Source organism: Streptomyces sp. 2-1 (genome assembly GCF_048564895.1).
Classification (GTDB): Bacteria; Actinomycetota; Actinomycetes; order Streptomycetales; family Streptomycetaceae; genus Streptomyces; species Streptomyces phaeochromogenes.
Genome location: NZ_CP183383.1, coordinates 6,957,671 through 6,975,630 on the forward strand (window position 1 = coordinate 6,957,671; position 17,960 = coordinate 6,975,630).

The window sequence follows — 17,960 nt, forward strand, 5'->3', positions numbered from 1 at the left end:
CTTCGGAAGGAAAGGCCATGGCTTTGTTGTCGATGGATGCCATCTCCGTCATCCGCACCAAGCGCGACCGCGGCGAGCTGAGCGACGAGCAGATCGACTGGGTCATCGACGCGTACACACGCGGCGAGGTCGCCGACTACCAGATGGCCGCCCTGAACATGGCGATCCTGCTCAACGGCATGAACCGCGGCGAGATCGCCCGCTGGACGGCCGCGATGATCGCCTCCGGCGAGCGCATGGACTTCTCGTCCCTGTCCCGCCCGACCGCCGACAAGCACTCCACGGGCGGCGTCGGTGACAAGATCACCCTCCCGCTGGCCCCGCTCGTCGCGGCCTGCGGCGCGGCGGTCCCGCAGCTGTCGGGCCGGGGCCTCGGCCACACCGGCGGCACCCTCGACAAGCTGGAGTCGATCCCGGGCTGGCGCGCCCTCCTCTCGAACGAGGAGATGCTCTCCGTACTCGACGAGGTCGGCGCGGTCATCTGCGCGGCGGGCGACGGTCTGGCCCCGGCGGACAAGAAGCTGTACGCGCTCCGGGACGTGACCGGCACGGTGGAGGCGATCCCCCTGATCGCCTCGTCCATCATGTCGAAGAAGATCGCGGAGGGCACCGGCTCGCTCGTCCTGGACGTGAAGGTGGGCACGGGCGCCTTCATGAAGACGATCGAGGACGCACGCGAACTGGCCTCCACGATGGTCGGATTGGGCACGGACCACGGCGTGAAGACGGTCGCGCTCCTGACGGACATGTCGACGCCCCTGGGCCTGACGGCGGGCAACGCCCTGGAGGTCCGCGAGTCGGTCGAGGTCCTGGCGGGCGGCGGCCCGTCGGACGTCGTGGAACTCACCCTGGCCCTGGCCCGCGAGATGCTCGACGCGGCGGGTGTGAAGGACGCCGACCCCGCGAAGGCTCTGGCCGACGGCTCGGCGATGGACGCCTGGCGCCGCATGATCGCGGCCCAGGGCGGCGACCCGGACGCCCCGCTCCCCACATCGAGGGAACAGCACGTGGTGAAGGCGGCGACCACGGGCGTACTCACCCGCCTGGACGCCTACGACATCGGCATCGCCGCCTGGCGCCTCGGCGCGGGCCGCGCCCGCAAGGAGGACCCGGTCCAGGCGGCGGCAGGCATCGAACTGCACGCCAAGCCGGGCGACACGGTCACGGAGGGCCAGCCCCTGCTGACCCTCCACACGGACACACCCGAGCGCTTCGAGTACGCCCTGGAGGCGGTCGAGGGCTCGTACGACGTGGCGGCCCCGGGCACGGCCTTCACGGCGGCGCCGGTGGTGCTGGAACGTATCGCCTGAGCTGATCCGATCAGACTCGACTCGACTCGTTAGTGAAGGGGACCGGCGTCCGTCGCCGGTCCCCTTCGTCTGTTCACCAGGACCGGGCCCGGCCTCAGCCGAGGGTCGCCGCCACCACCACGAGCACAGGCACCGCCACCATCGTCGACAGCAGGATCGACTCGCGGGCCAGTACCTCGCCGACCCGGTAGCGGGACGCGTACGTGAAGAGGTTCTGGGCGGCCGGTAGGGCCGAGGTGACCACCACGTCGAGCAGGGGGGCGCCGCGGAGGCCGAAGACGCCTGCCGCAAGGGCCCAGGCTGCCAGGGGCTGGCCCACCGATTTCAGGGCTACGGAGAGAAGGACCGGGGTTCGGTCGGGGCCGCGACCGGGCATCGTGCTGCCGCAGAGGGAGATGCCGAAGGCCAGGAGGACGGCCGGGACCGACATGTTGCCGATCAGGGTGAGCGGGTCGAGGACCGGGCCCGGGACCGTCAGGCCGGATGCCGAGACCGCTACGCCGGACAGGGAGCCGATGCCGACGGGGTTGCGGATCGGAGTGGTCACCCGCCGCCACAGGGAGGTCTTCTCGCCCGGGCCGGAGAGGTCGAGGACCGTCAGGGCCACCGGGGTCATCACGATCTGCTGGAAGAGGAGCACGGGGGCCACGAGTGAGGCGTCGCCCAGTACGTACACCGCGATCGGGATGCCGAGATTGCCCGCGTTGACGTAACTGGAGCACAGCGCGCCGATCGTCGTACGGCCCACGCCCCAGCGGCGAACCGCACCGACCGCGACGAACACCCCGGCCACCGCGAACGTACTGATCGCCGTCACCAGCAGCCGGTCGGAGAGGATCACCGACAGGTCGGCCTGTGCGAGCGTGGTGAACAGGAGCGCGGGGGTGGCCACGTGGAACGCGAGCTTGGTCAGCACCTCCCGGCCGTTCTCCCCGAGATGGCCGCGGCGGCCGATCAGATAGCCGACGCCGATGACGACGGCGATCACCGCGAAGCCGTTCAGCACCCCCTGCACGGCACCTCCCCGAGCTCCCGGGGGTGGCCGGGGGCCGCGCGGAGGCGGTCGCGTATTCGGTCGGGGCGCGGTGCGGGCAGGCGGAGGGGCGCCAATTCGTGGGGCATACACCGAACCCTCTTGGGTAGGCCATGCCCAGGTCAATGTGACCTTGCGCTACCTGAACTTCGTGCTCGGTGAGCACGCAGCGATGAGTTCCGCGCCGCCCGCCGGTCTACCGCACGTGGACGCCATGACACCTGCTGTACTCGTACTGCCCGGCCCCGTCACCCGAGACGAGGTGCCGAGGCTCTGCGACGACGTGCGCGCACGGCTCGAAAGCAGCAGAGCCGGCGTCCTGGTCTGCGATGTCGCCGGTCTCGGACCACCAGGTCTGACCACCGTCGACGCGCTCGCCAGGATGCAGCTCGCCGCCCGTCGCGCCGGGGGGCGGATCAGACTGCGCGACCCGGACCCCGCCCTGCGTGCGCTACTCGGTCTTGTCGGCATCCCCTTCGAGGTCGAGGGGCAGCCCGAACAGCGGGAACCACCTCTGCGTGTCGAGGAAGCAGTGGAACCCGGTGATCCGGCCCTCTGAGGTCTCCAGGACCTGCACGGCCCACGCCGTGTAACCGCCCTTCTCCGGGTCCGGCTTGTACTGGGCGAAGCCCGGCAGGCCGTTCACCGCGACCGGCACCAGATGCGAGTTCGCACAGGGCGCGCCGAGGGTCGTCATGAAGCCCGTGATGTCCTCGGGGCCGGACAGCCACAGGTCGAACGGCGGCATCGTCATCACGGCGTCCTCGTGCAGGAGAGCCGTCAGGGCCGTCATGTCGTACCCCTCGAAGGCCGCCACATAGCGTTCCAGGAGCTTCTGCTGCTCCTCGTCGAGCGGGTCGGAGGTGGCGGCCCGGGCCGCGGCGCCGTCGCTCTCGGCGAGCGTCGCACGGGCCCGCTGGAGCGCGCTGTTGACCGAGGCGACCGTGGTGCCGAGCAGCTCGGCGACCTCGCTCGCCTTCCAGGCCAGCACCTCGCGCAGGATGAGCACGGCCCGCTGCTTGGGGGGCAGTTGCTGCAGGGTGGCCATGAAGGCGAGGCGCACCGACTCCTTGGCGACGGCGGCCTCGGCAGGGTCCTCGACCACGGGCAGCACACGCGCGTCAGGCATCGGCTCCAGCCAGGTGTGGTCGGGGCGCGGATTCAGCGCCGCCTGTGTGAGCGGTGTCGATTCCGTCAGATCCATCGGGCGGGCCCGCTTGTTCCCCGCCGACAGCATGTCCAGGCACACGTTCGTCGCGATCCGGTACAGCCACGAGCGCATCGAGGAGCGGCCCTCGAACTTGTCGTAGCTTCTCCAGGCGCGCACGAGCGTGTCCTGGACCGCGTCCTCCGCCTCGAAGGACGAGCCGAGCATGCGGTAGCAGTACCCCGTCAACTCGACCCGGTGCTTCTCGAGGCGGACGTCGAGATCCTCCACCGTCGCCGTTCCGTCGCTCATGGCCAACCCACCCCTGTGGCATGTTCGTCGTCACCTTCACCGCCTCTTTGCGATGCCGGCACTTCGGAAGCTACCGCAGCCCACTGACAATGGCCCCCCGAGATGCAAAAGGTGCAGGTCAGGACAGTTAATGTCCCGACCTGCACCCGTTCGTTCGAAAGTCGACGCGCCATGCCGCCGTGTGTCAGCGATGCACGGCCACCAGCCGCCGCTGCGTCCGGGCCGCGTGCGACCCGACCACCGTGATCGTCACGACCCCGAGGACCGCCAGCAGACCGAGCGCCACCGTCCCGGCCCAGCCGCCGGCGTGGAAGGCGACCGCGCCGAGCGTGCCGCCCGCGCTGGAGCCCAGGTAGTAGGCGGACTGGTAGAGGGCGGAGGCCTGCGCGCGCCCCTCCTTGGCGGTGTGGCTGACCGAGGAGGAGGCGACCGCGTGCCCCGCGAAGAAGCCTGCGGTGATCAGGACCAGGCCGAGCAGGATCAGCGGCAGGGAGTCGGCCAGCGAGACCAGCAGCCCCGCGGTCGTCGTACCGCCCGCCAGATACAGCGCGCCGCGCCGGCCGAGCCGTGCCACCAGCTTCCCGGCGGTCGACGCCGAGACCGTGCCGACCAGGTAGACGAGGAAGATCGAGCCGATGATGCCCTGCGGCAGCGAGAACGGGGCGTCCGTGAGGCGGTAGCCGATCACCGTGTAGACGGCGCCGAACACCGTCATGAACAGCGCGCCGATCGCGTACAGCCTGCACAGCAGCGGGTTCGCGAGGTGACCGCGGACCGTGCGGACCAGCACCGCGGGCCGCAGCGAACCGGCCTTGAAGTGCTTCGGCGCCGGGAGCAGCAGCCGGAAGGCCACCGCGCAGCCCACCGCGATCAGCCCGATGACCCCGAGGGCGACCCGCCAGCCCCACTCCTGCGCGACCCAGCCGGTGATGACCCGGCCGCTCATCCCGCCGACGCTGTTGCCCGCGACGAACAGACCGATCGCGGTGATCAGAGCCTTCGGCCGTACTTCCTCCGCGAGATAGGCCATAGCCGAGACCGGCAGCCCGGCCAGCGCCGCACCCTGCACGGCCCGCAGCGCGACCAGCCAGCCGACCGACGGGGCGAAGGGCACCAGCAGTCCGACGGCCACCGCGATCGCCAGGGACACCGTCATCAACGTACGCCGTCCGAACCGCTCCGAGAGCGCGCTCAGCGGCAGGACGAACAGCGCCAGCGCTCCGGTCGCCGCGGACACCGTCCAGCTCGCCGTGCTCGCCGTGACCCCGAAGTCGCCGGAGATCAGCGGCAGAAGGGCCTGGGTGGAGTAGAGAAGCGCGAAGGTCGCGACACCCGCGAGGAAGAGCGCGAAGCTCATCCGGCGATAGCCGGGCCCGCCGGGGGCCATACGGGAATCGGCGGGAACGACGTCGAGGGGAGCGGCCCCGGTGGAAGTGGCCGGGGCGGGAGCGGCTTCGGTACGAACGGCGGTGGCTGCGGAGGCGTCCACGATCGTGGACGCCCCGGTACTTGCGGAAGGCATGCTTCGAACCTAAAACCGTCCCGCTCATCCGTCCAATGCATGGAATCATCATAATCGTTCCCGTGATGCATCAGCAGAGGTCAGAGCCTCACCTGTCACCGTCCAGTGACACAGAAGACATCGTCGCGATCCTCGCCCCACGCCTCGCGTACTTCGCCGGGGTCGCCCGCACCGAGCACGTCACGCGGGCCGCGCAGGAGATGCAGGTCCCGCAGTCGACCCTGTCCCGGGCGATGGTCCGCCTCGAACACGACCTGGGCGTGGACCTGTTCGCCCGCCGGGGCCGCACGGTCTCACTCACTCCCGCCGGCCGCACCTTCCTGTCCTCCGTCGAACGGGCCCTCGCCGAGATCGAGCGGGCCGCCGACGAGGTGCGCGCCGACGCCGACCCGGCCACCGGCAAGGTCGCCTTCGGCTTCCTGCACACCATGGGCTCCGAGACGGTCCCCGGCCTGATCCGCGCCTTCCGCGCCGACCACCCCCGCGTCCGCTTCAGCCTCGTCCAGAACTACGGCGAGGCGATGATCGAACGCCTGCGCTCCGGCGAACTGGACCTCTGCCTCACGTCCCCCGTCCCGGACGCCCCCGACCTCGTCGCCCGCCGCCTGGACGAGCAGAAACTCCGCCTGGTCGTCCCCGCGGACCATCGGCTCGCCTCCCGCCGCCGCATCCGCCTGGCCGAGGCCGCCGACGAAACCTTCGTCACCCTGGAACCCGGCTACGGCCTCCGCCGCATCACCGACGACCTCTGCCAACAGGCGGGCTTCCGCCCCCGGGTCGCCTTCGAGGGCGAGGAGGCGGAGACCCTCCGGGGCCTGGTGGCGGCGGGCCTGGGAGTGGCCCTCCTGCCTCCACCGGCCGTACCCCGCCCAGGAGTTGTGGAACTGACGGTCACGGCTCCAAGAGCGGCAAGAGAAATCGGCGTGGCATGGCTGGACGGCCACCCCGACACGCCTCCCGTGGCGGCCTTCAAGAAGTTCCTACTGTCCAAGAGGGGCACCTTGCTCCCCGACTGAGGTCGCTTCTCGGCTGAGCCCCACGAGGGCACGCCTTCTTTCAGGGGCGCGGGGAACCGCGCAGCCAAGCCCCGACCGACCCGCACCCACCACACCCCGGGCAACTAACGCCGAAGAGACCGCCCAAACCCAGAAGCAAGCGGCATCCGCAACCCCAAAGGAGGCGGAGCCGCGAGCGCGTCCTCCACGGGCCGGGCGAAAGCCCGCCCGAACAACGCCCCCATCACGAAATCCTCGGCCAGCGCGTACACCTCGTCCCGAAAGGCGTGCAACGCATGCCCGTCGGAATGCACCTCGAACCGACACACATCCCGGTTCGCCTTCTTCGCCCGGGACGCCAGCCGGAACGACAACTCGGGATCGGTCCGCTCGTCGTTCGTGCCGTGCACGATCAGCACCCGCCGCCCCACAAGCTGCTTCACCGGTTCGGGCGGTGCGGCGACATCCTCCTCGGGCAGCCAAGGGGACAACGCCAGCACGGAGTTGACGGCGGAGTGCCCGCCCGAGTGCAGGGCGGCCCGTCCGCCCATGTCCACGCCCGCGAGACACACGGGAACGTCCCCGTACCGCCGTACGACCTCGTCGGCGGCCCACGAGGCGTCCCGCGCCTGATCCGCCTGCGTGCCGTTCCAGCCCCGGAACCGGTAGTGCACCACGTGCACGACCAGGCCGTCGTCCCGCCCGGCGCGGGTCAGCCGGCGCCCCAACGCCCGTACGGACGCGGTCGCCAGCATCGGTGAGGGTCTGCGGGCCGAGGCCTCCTCGCCGCCCGGCAGCAGCAGCACCACGCCGCTCACCGCCGTCGGTTCCGTTCCGAGTGCCCGCCCGAGCCGGGCCGTGCGAACCGGCGTCGCTTGCTGTGCCATGACAGAACAGTGTCAGAAGCGATGGTGTACGCCATCCGTCCGCACGGTCACCGTTGCGTATCGACGGTTCCGCCCAACAGGAGATCTACGCGCGTAGGCGGTAGAGTGCGGAGATGACGAGCCAGACCAAGAACAACCCGAGCTCGGAGCAGATCCGCCGGGCGCCGAAGGTCCTGCTGCACGATCACCTCGACGGTGGCCTGCGCCCCGGGACGATCGTCGACCTGGCCCGCGAGTCGGGCTATAAAAACCTCCCCGAGACGGATCCCGACAAGCTCGGCGTCTGGTTCCGCGAGGCCGCCGACTCCGGTTCCCTGGAGCGGTACTTGGAGACCTTCGCGCACACCTGTGCCGTCATGCAGACCCGCGAGGCGCTCGTCCGCGTGGCCGCCGAGTGCGCCGAGGACCTCGCCGAGGACGGCGTCGTCTACGCCGAGGTGCGGTACGCGCCCGAGCAGCACCTCGAAGCCGGGCTCACCCTCGAAGAGGTCGTCGAGGCCGTCAACGAGGGCTTCCGGGAGGGCGAGCGGCTGGCCCGCGAGAACGGCCACCGAATCCGTGTCGGCGCCCTGCTGACCGCCATGCGGCACGCGGCCCGTTCCCTGGAGATCGCCGAACTCGCCAACCGCTACCGCGACCTGGGTGTCGTCGGCTTCGACATCGCGGGCGCGGAGGCGGGCTTCCCGCCCACCCGGCACCTGGACGCCTTCGAGTATCTGAAGCGGGAGAACAACCACTTCACGATCCACGCGGGCGAGGCCTTCGGGCTCCCGTCCATCTGGCAGGCCCTCCAGTGGTGCGGCGCCGACCGGCTCGGCCACGGCGTGCGCATCATCGACGACATCCAGGTCCACGAGGACGGCTCGGTGAAGCTCGGCCGCCTCGCCTCGTACGTACGCGACAAGCGCATCCCGCTGGAGCTGTGCCCCAGTTCCAACCTCCAGACGGGCGCCGCCGACTCGTACGCCGAGCACCCCATCGGGCTGCTGCGGCGGCTGCACTTCCGGGCGACGGTGAACACCGACAACCGTCTGATGTCCGGCACCAGCATGACCCGGGAATTCGAGCACCTTGTCGACGCTTTCGGCTATTCGCTCGACGACATGCAGTGGTTCACAGTCAATGCGATGAAATCAGCATTCATTCCTTTCGATGAACGACTGGCCATGATCAATGACGTCATCAAGCCCGGTTATGCCGAGCTGAAGTCCGAATGGCTGTTCCAGCAGACCGCTTCCACCAGCGGTTCTGTGCGCGAAGAGGGCTGACGAAGAAGGACGGGAAGCGGCCGGGTGATGACGACTCGGCCGCTTTTCGATGTTTGCGGGGCGAGCTCGCACGTGATTACCGTTTCGGACCGCTCAAATCCCCGTCACAGCATGCAAGGACGAAGATGAAGCAGTCTGCTGCCAAGACCCTCGGTGTCGCCGCTCTCGGTGCCGCCTTCGCCGCCGCCGGCGCGGGTGCTGCCAACGCGGCCCCTGCCGCGCCTGCGGTCCCGGACGCCACCTCGGCGCTCTCCACCGTCTCCAGCGTGCTGCCGGTGGACGGGGTCACCAAGACCCTGCCCGGCTCGGGCGAGTCGCTCGCCCAGGGTCAGAACGCGCTCGGCAGTGGCCTCGCCGCCGCCCAGCCGGCCGTCGCGAACCTCCTCGCCGAGGGTCCGGCCGCGCCGGTCGCCGGTCTGCTCGGGGGCCTGCCGCTCCAGGGCCTGCCCACGCACGGCCTGCCGGTGAACGGGATTCCGCTGGGCTGAGTCCGGCACCTGAGCGCCACCCCTTTCGCGCCGATGGGGCGCACCCGGACCGGGTGCGCCCCATCGGCGTTCGTACTGGTGCGTCACCAGGCCGTACGCGCCGCCTTGCCCTCGGAGGGGAAGAGGATCCACAGCGCTATGTAGAGCAGGAACTGCGGGCCCGGCAGCAGGCAGGACACCAGGAAGATCACCCGCATCGTGGTCGCGGAGGTGCCGAAGCGCCGAGCCAGCGCTGCGCACACTCCGCCGATCATCCGGCCGTTGGTGGGGCGGGCAAGGCGGTTCATGAACGGCTCCTTCGTGAGCGTCGGTCCGAGGCCTCCCGTGTGGCTGCCTCATCTGTCGTCAACGCTACGGAGACGAAGGGTGCAAAGCGTCGCTCTAGGGGGCGATCCCGACCCTGGGAATCGTCGGGGTCCGACCCTGAGTCGCCTCCTCGGCCGCCTGCTTGCGGCGGAGGGCGGCGGCGACCTGGCGCCGGGTCGCCGCCCGGCGGCGCAGTACGGCCCGGGCGCCGGGCACCACGGCGACATGGGCCAGCGCCACGCCCACGGTGTTCAGGAGCAGCGAGTCGACGTCCACGACCTGTCCGGGCACCCCGGTCTGCAGGAGCTCGATGCCCAGTGAGAGCAGGGCGCCGGCGGCGACCGTACGCATCAGGGACAGCAGCGGGGAGACGGCGAGCCTGCCGCCCGCCAGTGGCAGCAGCACTCCGAGCGGGGCGAGCAGCAGCAGGCCCTTGCCGATGTTGCGGGCGGCGGCCTCGGGGCCCAGCGCCAGATCGGCCCGGATGCTCGCGAACGGACGCAGATTCGCGGCGCTCACCCACGGCACGTCCAGGGGCCGCAGCGTCACCCAGGCAACAAGCGCGAGATGTGCGACGAGGAGGACACCCCCCGCCGCACGAACGCGGATCACGGCGCTGCTGCCGTTCGAGCCTTGACGCTGCACGATCCCCAAGACGCGGCCACCGGCAGGATCGGTTCCGTGTGACGGCGGCGCTTGGCCCGCACGGGTGAGGCGTGCGCCACAGACGGGGTCCGGCCCGGGCCCGGCCGAGGGCTTCCCGGGAGGGCTCAGGCCCCCTCGGCCTCCGTCTGCGGCGGGGTCTCCGAGCCGGGGCGGGAGCGCACCGACTCCGTGCACTCGTACCGGCGCGGGGCGTCCGTGCCGGGCCCGCCGAGCGTCACCGAGTCGCCGTCCGAGGCGGCCGCCGAGTCGCTGAACGTGCAGATGACCTGGGCCAGCGCGTACGGCGTCAGATCCGCGGGCGGGGTGCTCAGGCGCAGCGTGTCGTCCGGTTCGCCGCGGCCCGGGCCGCTCACCGTGAGGCCCTGCGGCACGTCCGTCGTGTAGTTCGCCTGCTTCTCGGCGTCCGACGGGGACTCGGAGAGCTCGTCCAGGAGCGCCTGAGCGGCCCGTACACGGTCCGTCGCCGCGGGCCCGGCCTCGATGCGCACGGTCCGGTCCACCGGCGCCAGCTGCGAGGAGCAGAGCAGGAAGACCTGGACGAGGATCCCGCGCGAGGACTGCGTACCGATGTCGGGCTCGTTGAGCGTGCACGGCACCCGGGAGGGCGCGGGACCGAAGTCGGTCGGCACCTCCGTCGCCCGGATCCCGCACCCGGCGAGCGTCACGGCGAGCAACGGCACGGCGAGCGCGAGACGAGCCGCACGCGTCACGCGTACGCGCCCTTCGTGGGCCGCACGCGTCCGGCGTACGCCCCATGTGTGGCGTTCGGACATCACGCGCCCCTCTCGGTGCGGTCGTCGGCGACGGCCGCACCCGGGCCCGCGGGGTTGTCGGGGTCCTCGACCTCCGAGGCGTCGCGCGGCAGACGCAGGGTGAAGACCGCGCCGCCCTTGGGCGAGTTGGCCGCGGTGATCTCGCCGCCGTGGATATGGGCGTTCTCCAGGGCGATCGACAGGCCGAGGCCGCTGCCCTCCGAACGCGGCCGGGAGGCGCTCGCCTTGTAGAAGCGGTCGAAGACGTGCGGCAGGACGTCCTCGGGGATGCCGGGACCGTGGTCCTGGACCTCGATGACCAGGTCGTTGCCCTCGTCGCGCACGCTCACGCGCACCGGGGAGCCGCCGTGCTTGAGGGCGTTGCCGATGAGGTTCGCCATGATCACGTCCAGCCGGCGCGGGTCGACGCGCGCCATGAGACCGCGCTCGGCGTCCAGGTCCACCGCGTCCAGCCAGGCCCGCGCGTCGATGCACGCGGTGATCTGGTCCACGATGTCGACGTTGTCGAGGACGAGCCGGGCCGTGCCCGCGTCGAAGCGGGTCACCTCCATGAGGTTCTCCACGAGGTTGTTCAGCCGCCGGGTCTCGCTGACGACGAGCCGGACGGCGGGCTCGATCATCGGGTCGACGCTGCCGGTCTCCGCGTCGAGCTCCTCCTCCAGCACCTCGGTCACGGCCGTGATCGCGGTCAGCGGCGTCCGCAGCTCGTGCGACATGTCCGCCACGAACCGCCGGGACGCCTGCTCACGGGCGCTCATGTCCTCGACCCGTTTCTCCAGCGACTCCGCCGTGCGGTTGAACGTCCGTGACAGATCCGCGAGTTCGTCCGTGCCCGACACCCGCAGCCGGGTGTCCAGCTTGCCCTCGCCGAGCCGCCGGGCCGCGGTGCCCAGCCGGTGCACCGGCTTCAGTACGGTCGTCGCGGCGGCCTGCGCGAGCAGCGCCGAGCCGATCAGCGCCAGCCCGGTCGCGATCCCCAGCGACCAGGCCAGGGAGTTGAGGTCCTTCGCCTCCGGCTCCAGCGACTTGAGCATGTATCCGGTGGGCCCGCCGCCGATCACCTTCGCGCCGCCCACGAGATACGGCTTGTCGCCCTGGACTATCCGCTGCCAGTACAGGTGGTACGTGTACTTGTTGTTCGAGGAGATCTCCTGCTCCTTGTTCACCGCCTTCTGGAGGGACTTCGGTACGTCCTCCAGCGTGAAGGTGTCCAGGTCGGAGTTCCCGCGGACCGTCCTGCCGCTCTCGTCCTCGGCGATCAGCAGCACGCTGAAGCGCTGGCTGCTGTTCGCCATCTGCCCGGCGGCGCGCTGCAGTTCGCCCTGCGTGGGATGCGGCCGCAGCGCGCTGGCGCGGGTCTGCATCGCCTGCTGGAAGTCGCCGAGCACCGCGTCCTGCGTACGGGTGAGCACCGCCTCGCGGTTCAGCCAGTACGCGATCCCGGACGCCGACACGGCGGCGGTGAGCGCGACGAGCCCGAACACCACGACCAGACGCAGCCGCAGGCTCGTGAAGCGCAGACCCGCCAGTATCGTCTTGCGCGCCGCGGCCCAGCCGCGGAGCTTGTCCTGCGGTTTTGTCACTGAGGACTGTCCAGCCGGTAGCCGACTCCCCGAACCGTACGGATCAGGGTGGGGGAGGACGGCACGTCCTCCACCTTCGCGCGCAGCCGCTGCACACACGCGTCGACGAGCCGTGAGTCGCCGAGGTAGTCGTGCTCCCACACCAGCCGCAGCAACTGCTGCCGGGACAGCGCCTGCCCCGGCCGCCGGCTCAGTTCCAGGAGCAGCCGCAGCTCGGTGGGCGTCAGCTGCAGATCCTCGCCGTTCTTCGTCACGGTCATCGCCGCACGGTCGATGACCAGCGAACCGAAGGTCGCCGCGTCGTTCGCCTCGCGCTCGCCGCGGCGCAGCACGGCCCGGATACGGGCGTCGAGCACACGCCCCTGCACGGGTTTCACCACGTAGTCGTCGGCGCCGGACTCCAGCCCGACCACCACGTCGATGTCGTCACTGCGCGCGGTCAGCAGAATGATCGGCAGCTGGTCCGTACGCCGGATGCGGCGGCACACCTCGAATCCGTCGATGCCCGGCAGCATCACATCGAGGACGATCAGATCGGGCCGTTGCTCGCGCAACAGCTTCAGACCGTCCTCGCCGGTGGCAGCGGTGGCCACCCGGTGTCCCTGGCGCGTCAGAGAGAGCTCCAGGGCCGTCCGGATGGCGTCGTCGTCCTCGATCAGCAACAGGGAAGGCACGGACGTCATTCTGTCCCATGACATGGGCGTGTATCGACTGTTGGAGCGCTCCCACACATGTCCCGCGTACGAGTGGGGGTCCGTGTGCCGGATGAGTAGCCGTACGACGCTTCTCTGTGATCGGTCTGTGGGCCGGCTGGGGCAAGCCCCTGTGACAGGTCTGTGACAGTCGGCGGACACCGTCATGAAGTGGCCCCGGCAAGCTTTTGGTCACAGGCAAGGAAGCACCACAGCGAAGTACCGAAGAACCGGAACTCCACGACGGGGGGCGCGAGATGAACACGCTGCACAGCACCAGTACTGGCGCAGTTGTCACGCGGCTCCACGACGTCACGAGGAGCACGGAGAAGTCCGGTGCCGTGAGCGGGCGGGGGTGCGCTCGCGGCACCGGGCGTCAGCACACCGGGTACATGACGGTGGTTGACGCACATGCGGGGGGAAGCGGTACGGGGGTTGCCCACGGGGGAACGGGGGCAGCGTACGGGGAGGTCACGGGGGAGCGTCGCTCGGTGTCGGAGGCGGAGTTCACCGCCTACGTCCAGGAACGCCGCGCCTCCCTGTACGCAACCGCCTACCACCTGACCGGTGACCGCTTCGAGGCCGAGGACCTGCTGCAGAGCGCGTTGTTCTCGACCTACCGGGCGTGGGACCGGATCAGCGACAAGGCCGCGGTCGGGGGCTACCTCCGCCGCACCATGACCAATCTGCACATCAGCGCGTGGCGTCGCCGCAAGCTGAACGAGTACCCGACCGAGGAGCTGCCGGAGACGGCCGGCGACACGGACGCGATGCGCGGCACCGAGCTGCGCGCCGTCCTGTGGCAGGCGCTGGCCCGGCTGCCCGAACTCCAGCGCACCATGCTGGTCCTCCGTTACTACGAGGGCCGCACGGACCCGGAGATCGCGGAGATCCTCGACATCAGTGTCGGCACGGTGAAGTCCAGCATCTGGCGGTCGCTCCGCCGGCTGCGCGAGGACCAGGTCCTCAGCTTCGGCCGTGACGAGGAAGAGTCCTTCGGGGAGCTTGTCGCCTGAAGGGTGTGGGGGGATGCCCGTCACTCCGGGGGGAGGTAGCGGGCAGGGTGTTCGTCACTCCGGGGGGAGGCGGCGGACAGCACGGGGGAGCAGTACCGGGGGGAACCAACGGGGTCACGGGGGACCACGGGGGAAAACGAGAGCGGGTCCAGGCAGACCGGGGGGTCTGACTGGGCCTTCTTTCGTGTGCGCCGATGCCTGCGCCGACGCATGTGCCGAGGTGTGTGCCGTCGCGTGCGTATTCGTGTGCGCGCTTGTCGCGGTGCCCGCTACGGCGCTTGTTGCGGAGTCGTCGGGCGTGGTGCCGGGGAGTGTCCGGCGGACGCGGCGGCCAGCCGGTCCAGGGCCTCGTCCTTGTCGCAGGGGTGCGCGCCGAGCGCGGCCTGCCGGGTCACGATCGACCGCTCGGCCCGCATCAGCCGCCAGCCGCGACGCAGCAGGAACGGCACGGACTTGCGCCCCTCCCGCAGATCCCGCAGGAACCGCCGCCGGAACGTGGCCACCGCTCCCCGGTTCAGGCACAGCGCGTCGGCCAGCACCCCGGCCTCACGGCACCGCGCCACGATCTCCGCGGCGAAGATGCCCTCCGCGATGAAGGCGGACGCCCCCGCGATGTCCACGGTCTCCTCGCCCGTACGCGCGCTGAGGGAGATGTCGTACATCGGAACGTTCGTACGTCCCGTCCGGCACAGCTCCGATATCGCCGCGACGGCGGCGTCCGCGTCCCAGGACAGCGGGTGGTCCCAGTCGATGTCCGAACTCCCCGCCACCTGCGGCAGTGTCGGGTCGTCGCCCTCTTTGTAGAAGTCGTCGAGCCGCAGGACCGGAAGGCCGGAGTGGGCCGCGACCAGGGACTTGCCGGAGCCCGAGGGGCCGCACAGCAGCACGACGCGGGCGGTTGTCGCGGAATTCGGGAGATGTGAACTCACGAGACACCAGTCTGACGCATCGAGCGCCCCCGGCCGACCCCGCGGGTCGCCTTTGGAACGGGCATCACACCTCAACTACCCTTCGTGTCGACCTGATTACTTTGCGCAGCAGAAGGTGGCAGCAGTCATGGCACGATTCCCGGCCTACCAGAACCCGACCGCCCGGCGCGCGTTGCTGGCCCTCACGACCGCGGGCATCGCGGTGGGCGTGGGAGCGACCTCGGCGGCCGCGGACACCGAACCCGTCGTCGACGTGGTCCGCACCCGGCCCACCTCGCTGGGCAACGTCAACCCGCAGGCGGGCGTCCAGGCCCTGACTGGGACCGTCGGTTACGTGACCGGCCCGGTCGCCGGTCTGAAGCCCAACCCGCTGGCCGGCACGGGTGTCGACCCCCTCGACAACGGGCTCGCCACCCAGGTCGCCGACTTCCCGCCGCTGGCCACGACCATGCTGACGGCCCCGGTCGCCCAGGCCCAGTCGCTGGGCGCCGTTCCGGTACTGGGACAGGTGACGGGCCTGCTGCACTGAGCCGTACAACTCCCCGCAGTGCGACGGCGAGTCGTGCGAAGGCCGAAGAGAGAGCCGCGCCTCCCCCGGACGGTGGGGAAGCGCGGCTCTCCCGTCTTCGGCGCCCGCCGTCGGTACGGCGGACGCGGTGGCCGTCAGTAGGACGAGCCGGAGGCGCCCAGTGCGCCCGTCGGGTGCCAGACCGTCTTCGTTTCGAGGAAGGCGGTGAGGCGCTCGATGCCCGGTGCCGCAAAGTAATCCACAGCCTGTGGACGGATGACCCGCTTGAGGTTGTCCGCGGCCGCGACCTCCAGTTCCTTCGCGAGTACGTCGTCCGCGCCCGCCAGGTCGATCGCGTTGACGTCCTGGTGCGCGGCCAGCGGGGTCGCGATCTCCGCCGTCTTCCCGGAGAGGATGTTGACGACCCCGCCCGGAACGTCGGAGGTGGCCAGCACCTCGCCCAGTGACAGCGCCGGGAGGGGGGAGTTCTCGCTCGCGATCACGATCACCGTGTTGCCGGTCGCGATCACCGGGGCGATCACCGAGACCAGCCCGAGGAACGACGACTCCTGGGGTGCCAGGACCGTCACCACACCCGTCGGCTCGGGGGTGGAGAGGTTGAAGTACGGGCCCGCGACCGGGTTGCCGCCGCCCACGACCTGGGCGATCTTGTCGGTCCAGCCCGCGTACCAGACCCAGCGGTCGATCGCCGCGTCGACGACCACCGCGGCCTTGGACTTCGAGAGTCCCTCCGAGTCCGCGACCTCTCGTACGAACTGGTCCCTGCGGCCCTCCAGCATCTCCGCGACGCGGTAGAGGACCTGGCCGCGGTTGTACGCCGTCGCGCCGGACCAGCCGCCGAAGGCCTTGCGGGCGGCGACGACCGCGTCACGGGCGTCCTTGCGGGAGGAGAGCGGCGCGTTGGCCAGCCACTCGCCCTTGGAGTCCGTCACCTCGTACACCCGGCCGCTCTCGCTGCGGGGGAACTTGCCCCCGACGTACAGCTTGTAGGTCTTGAAGACGCTCAGGCGCTGCTGCTCCGCCTTTTCGGTGTTCTTGGGCTTCTCGGTGTTCTTGGGCTTCTCAGACATCGAGGTACGCCTCCAGGCCGTGACGGCCGCCCTCGCGGCCGAAGCCCGACTCCTTGTAACCGCCGAACGGTGACGTGGGGTCGAACTTGTTGAACGTGTTGGACCAGATCACGCCCGCGCGCAGCTTGTTCGCGACGGCCAGGATCCGGGAGCCCTTCTCCGTCCAGATGCCCGCGGAGAGGCCGTACTGGCTGTTGTTGGCCTTGGCGACCGCCTCGTCGGGCGTGCGGAAGGAGAGGACGGACAGGACCGGGCCGAAGATCTCGTCGCGGGCGATGGTGTGCGCCTGGGTGACGTTCGTGAAGAGCGTCGGGGCGAACCAGTAGCCGGAGGAGGGGAGTTCACAGGCCGGGGACCAGCGCTCGGCGCCCTCTGCCTCGCCCTGCTCGACGAGGGAGGTGATGCGCGAGAGCTGCTCGGCGGAGTTGATCGCGCCGATGTCCGTGTTCTTGTCGAGCGGGTCGCCGAGGCGCAGGGTCGACAGGCGCCGCTTCAGGGAGTCCAGCAACTCGTCCTGGATCGACTCCTGGACGAGGAGGCGGGAGCCCGCGCAGCAGACCTGGCCCTGGTTGAAGAAGATGCCGGAGACGATGCCCTCGACGGCCTGGTCGATGGGGGCGTCGTCGAAGACGATGTTCGCGCCCTTGCCGCCCAGTTCGAGCGTGACCTTCTTCCTGGTGCCCGCCACCTGGCGCGCGATCGCCTTGCCTACGGCCGTGGAGCCGGTGAAGGCCACCTTGTTCACGTCCGGGTGCTCGACGAGTGCCGCGCCCGTGTCGCCGTATCCCGGAAGGATGTTGACGACGCCCTTGGGCAGGCCCGCCTGGCGGCAGATGTCCGCGAAGAAGAGGGCGGAGAGGGGGGTCGTCTCGGCGGGCTTCAGGACGACCGTGTTGCCGGTCGCCAGCGCCGGGGCGATCTTCCACGCCAGCATCAGGAGCGGGAAGTTCCAGGGGATGACCTGGCCCGCGACGCCCAGCGGACGGGGGTTCGCGCCGAAGCCCGCGTGGTCGAGCTTGTCGGCCCAGCCCGCGTAGTAGAAGAAGTGCGCGGCGACCAGGGGGAGGTCCGCGTCGCGGGTCTCCTTGATCGGCTTGCCGTTGTCCAGCGTCTCCAGGACGGCCAGTTCGCGGCTGCGCTCCTGGATGATGCGGGCGATGCGGAAGAGGTACTTGGCGCGCTCGGAACCGGGGAGCGCGGACCACTTCCCGAAGGCCCTGCGGGCCGCCTTCACCGCGCGGTCGACGTCCGCCTCGCCCGCCTGGGCGATCTCGGAGAGGACCTCTTCGGTGGAGGGGGAGACGGTCTTGAAGACCTTGCCGTCCGCCGCCTCCACGAACTCGCCGTCGATGAACAGGCCGTAGGAAGGCGCGATGTCGACGACCGAGCGGGACTCGGGAGCCGGTGCGTACTCAAATGCGGATGCCATGTGGA

The 17,960-nt window shown here is 70.4% G+C and carries 19 protein-coding genes; 7 read left to right on the forward strand and 12 right to left on the reverse strand.

Going from position 1 to position 17,960, the window contains the following annotated elements:
- The first annotated feature begins 26 nt into the window (after positions 1-26).
- Complete coding sequence (locus tag ACN20J_RS30735) at positions 27-1,310, forward strand: thymidine phosphorylase (RefSeq protein ID WP_361998649.1); 1,284 nt, start codon at positions 27-29, stop codon at positions 1,308-1,310.
- Between the two features lie 94 nt (positions 1,311-1,404).
- Here ACN20J_RS30735 and ACN20J_RS30740 read toward each other — a convergent pair whose 3' ends face one another.
- Positions 1,405-2,325 (reverse strand): AEC family transporter, encoded by a 921-nt coding sequence (locus tag ACN20J_RS30740; protein WP_189837297.1) that lies wholly within the window; start codon positions 2,323-2,325, stop codon positions 1,405-1,407.
- 190 nt (positions 2,326-2,515) lie between these two features.
- On the opposite strand from ACN20J_RS30740, the gene ACN20J_RS30745 reads away from it, so the two are divergent.
- Positions 2,516-2,902 carry an STAS domain-containing protein gene (locus ACN20J_RS30745; RefSeq protein ID WP_079052821.1) on the forward strand — a complete coding sequence of 129 codons (387 nt, stop codon included), beginning with the start codon at positions 2,516-2,518 and terminating at the stop codon, positions 2,900-2,902.
- Here ACN20J_RS30745 and ACN20J_RS30750 read toward each other — a convergent pair.
- Both ACN20J_RS30750 and ACN20J_RS30755 read right to left on the reverse strand, forming a co-directional pair.
- Positions 2,795-3,802, reverse strand: a complete 1,008-nt coding sequence (locus ACN20J_RS30750) for a sigma-70 family RNA polymerase sigma factor (protein ID WP_190229606.1) — start codon at positions 3,800-3,802, stop codon at positions 2,795-2,797. The two genes, ACN20J_RS30745 and ACN20J_RS30750, sit on opposite strands and share 108 nt — an antisense overlap.
- 184 nt (positions 3,803-3,986) lie before the next feature.
- Complete coding sequence (locus tag ACN20J_RS30755; RefSeq protein WP_361916887.1) at positions 3,987-5,324, reverse strand: MFS transporter; 1,338 nt, start codon at positions 5,322-5,324, stop codon at positions 3,987-3,989.
- A 65-nt stretch (positions 5,325-5,389) separates the two neighbouring features.
- Between ACN20J_RS30755 and ACN20J_RS30760 the strand changes: the two genes are divergently transcribed.
- Complete coding sequence (locus ACN20J_RS30760; RefSeq protein WP_189837300.1) at positions 5,390-6,340, forward strand: LysR family transcriptional regulator; 951 nt, start codon at positions 5,390-5,392, stop codon at positions 6,338-6,340.
- Positions 6,341-6,444: 104 nt separating this feature from the next.
- Here ACN20J_RS30760 and ACN20J_RS30765 read toward each other — a convergent pair whose 3' ends face one another.
- Positions 6,445-7,206: an alpha/beta hydrolase gene (locus tag ACN20J_RS30765; protein ID WP_189837301.1), complete on the reverse strand. Its 762-nt coding sequence runs from the start codon at positions 7,204-7,206 to the stop codon at positions 6,445-6,447.
- 113 nt (positions 7,207-7,319) lie between these two features.
- On the opposite strand from ACN20J_RS30765, the gene ACN20J_RS30770 reads away from it, so the two are divergent.
- Complete coding sequence (locus ACN20J_RS30770) at positions 7,320-8,474, forward strand: adenosine deaminase (protein ID WP_190229608.1); 1,155 nt, start codon at positions 7,320-7,322, stop codon at positions 8,472-8,474.
- Positions 8,475-8,599: 125 nt separating this feature from the next.
- Entirely contained in the window at positions 8,600-8,962 is a 363-nt protein-coding gene (locus ACN20J_RS30775) for an ATP-binding protein (protein ID WP_189837303.1), read from the forward strand.
- Between the two features lie 83 nt (positions 8,963-9,045).
- Here the strand turns inward: ACN20J_RS30775 and ACN20J_RS30780 are convergent, their stop codons facing one another.
- From ACN20J_RS30780 to afsQ1, 5 genes are all read right to left on the reverse strand, one after another.
- Positions 9,046-9,249, reverse strand: a complete 204-nt coding sequence (locus ACN20J_RS30780; protein WP_143644509.1) for a PspC domain-containing protein — start codon at positions 9,247-9,249, stop codon at positions 9,046-9,048.
- A gap of 94 nt (positions 9,250-9,343) precedes the next feature.
- Positions 9,344-9,913, reverse strand: coding sequence for a VanZ family protein (locus ACN20J_RS30785; RefSeq protein WP_189837304.1), 570 nt, complete (start codon positions 9,911-9,913; stop codon positions 9,344-9,346).
- A 125-nt stretch (positions 9,914-10,038) separates the two neighbouring features.
- Positions 10,039-10,707, reverse strand: coding sequence for a hypothetical protein (locus tag ACN20J_RS30790; RefSeq protein WP_246575244.1), 669 nt, complete (start codon positions 10,705-10,707; stop codon positions 10,039-10,041).
- A complete protein-coding gene (locus tag ACN20J_RS30795; RefSeq protein ID WP_189837305.1) occupies positions 10,707-12,290 on the reverse strand; it encodes a sensor histidine kinase in 1,584 nt (527 codons plus the stop codon). The genes ACN20J_RS30790 and ACN20J_RS30795 overlap by 1 nt, the downstream gene beginning before the upstream one ends.
- Entirely contained in the window at positions 12,287-12,964 is a 678-nt protein-coding gene (gene afsQ1 / locus ACN20J_RS30800; protein WP_055611283.1) for a two-component system response regulator AfsQ1, read from the reverse strand. Before afsQ1 ends, ACN20J_RS30795 begins: the two co-directional genes overlap by 4 nt.
- Before the next feature lie 275 nt (positions 12,965-13,239).
- Between afsQ1 and ACN20J_RS30805 the strand changes: the two genes are divergently transcribed.
- Positions 13,240-13,998 carry a SigE family RNA polymerase sigma factor gene (locus tag ACN20J_RS30805; protein ID WP_189837306.1) on the forward strand — a complete coding sequence of 253 codons (759 nt, stop codon included), beginning with the start codon at positions 13,240-13,242 and terminating at the stop codon, positions 13,996-13,998.
- Positions 13,999-14,267: 269 nt separating this feature from the next.
- Here the strand turns inward: ACN20J_RS30805 and ACN20J_RS30810 are convergent, their stop codons facing one another.
- Positions 14,268-14,927, reverse strand: coding sequence for a uridine kinase (locus ACN20J_RS30810; protein WP_419667282.1), 660 nt, complete (start codon positions 14,925-14,927; stop codon positions 14,268-14,270).
- 127 nt (positions 14,928-15,054) lie between these two features.
- Here ACN20J_RS30810 and ACN20J_RS30815 point away from each other — a divergent pair, with 127 nt between their 5' ends.
- Entirely contained in the window at positions 15,055-15,456 is a 402-nt protein-coding gene (locus ACN20J_RS30815) for a hypothetical protein (RefSeq protein ID WP_189837308.1), read from the forward strand.
- Positions 15,457-15,590: 134 nt separating this feature from the next.
- Here ACN20J_RS30815 and ACN20J_RS30820 read toward each other — a convergent pair whose 3' ends face one another.
- Together ACN20J_RS30820 and ACN20J_RS30825 are read right to left on the reverse strand one after the other, a co-directional pair.
- Positions 15,591-16,526 (reverse strand): aldehyde dehydrogenase family protein, encoded by a 936-nt coding sequence (locus ACN20J_RS30820; protein ID WP_419667283.1) that lies wholly within the window; start codon positions 16,524-16,526, stop codon positions 15,591-15,593.
- Positions 16,519-17,955 carry an aldehyde dehydrogenase family protein gene (locus ACN20J_RS30825; RefSeq protein WP_189837310.1) on the reverse strand — a complete coding sequence of 479 codons (1,437 nt, stop codon included), beginning with the start codon at positions 17,953-17,955 and terminating at the stop codon, positions 16,519-16,521. The genes ACN20J_RS30820 and ACN20J_RS30825 overlap by 8 nt, the downstream gene beginning before the upstream one ends.
- Positions 17,956-17,960 lie beyond the last annotated feature (5 nt).

What these genes read in the sequence shown, in the direction of transcription:
- ACN20J_RS30760 (WP_189837300.1), top strand. Translation starts at nt 5,390, where the DNA reads ATGCATCAGCAGAGGTCAGAGCCTCACCTGTCACCGTCCAGTGACACA.
- ACN20J_RS30765 (WP_189837301.1), bottom strand. Translation starts at nt 7,206, where the DNA reads ATGGCACAGCAAGCGACGCCGGTTCGCACGGCCCGGCTCGGGCGGGCA.
- ACN20J_RS30815 (WP_189837308.1), top strand. Translation starts at nt 15,055, where the DNA reads ATGGCACGATTCCCGGCCTACCAGAACCCGACCGCCCGGCGCGCGTTG.
- ACN20J_RS30750 (WP_190229606.1), bottom strand. Translation starts at nt 3,802, where the DNA reads ATGAGCGACGGAACGGCGACGGTGGAGGATCTCGACGTCCGCCTCGAG.
- ACN20J_RS30745 (WP_079052821.1), top strand. Translation starts at nt 2,516, where the DNA reads ATGAGTTCCGCGCCGCCCGCCGGTCTACCGCACGTGGACGCCATGACA.
- ACN20J_RS30775 (WP_189837303.1), top strand. Translation starts at nt 8,600, where the DNA reads ATGAAGCAGTCTGCTGCCAAGACCCTCGGTGTCGCCGCTCTCGGTGCC.
- ACN20J_RS30770 (WP_190229608.1), top strand. Translation starts at nt 7,320, where the DNA reads ATGACGAGCCAGACCAAGAACAACCCGAGCTCGGAGCAGATCCGCCGG.
- ACN20J_RS30805 (WP_189837306.1), top strand. Translation starts at nt 13,240, where the DNA reads ATGAACACGCTGCACAGCACCAGTACTGGCGCAGTTGTCACGCGGCTC.
- ACN20J_RS30825 (WP_189837310.1), bottom strand. Translation starts at nt 17,955, where the DNA reads ATGGCATCCGCATTTGAGTACGCACCGGCTCCCGAGTCCCGCTCGGTC.
- ACN20J_RS30755 (WP_361916887.1), bottom strand. Translation starts at nt 5,324, where the DNA reads ATGCCTTCCGCAAGTACCGGGGCGTCCACGATCGTGGACGCCTCCGCA.
- ACN20J_RS30780 (WP_143644509.1), bottom strand. Translation starts at nt 9,249, where the DNA reads ATGAACCGCCTTGCCCGCCCCACCAACGGCCGGATGATCGGCGGAGTG.
- ACN20J_RS30790 (WP_246575244.1), bottom strand. Translation starts at nt 10,707, where the DNA reads ATGTCCGAACGCCACACATGGGGCGTACGCCGGACGCGTGCGGCCCAC.
- ACN20J_RS30820 (WP_419667283.1), bottom strand. Translation starts at nt 16,526, where the DNA reads ATGTCTGAGAAGCCCAAGAACACCGAGAAGCCCAAGAACACCGAAAAG.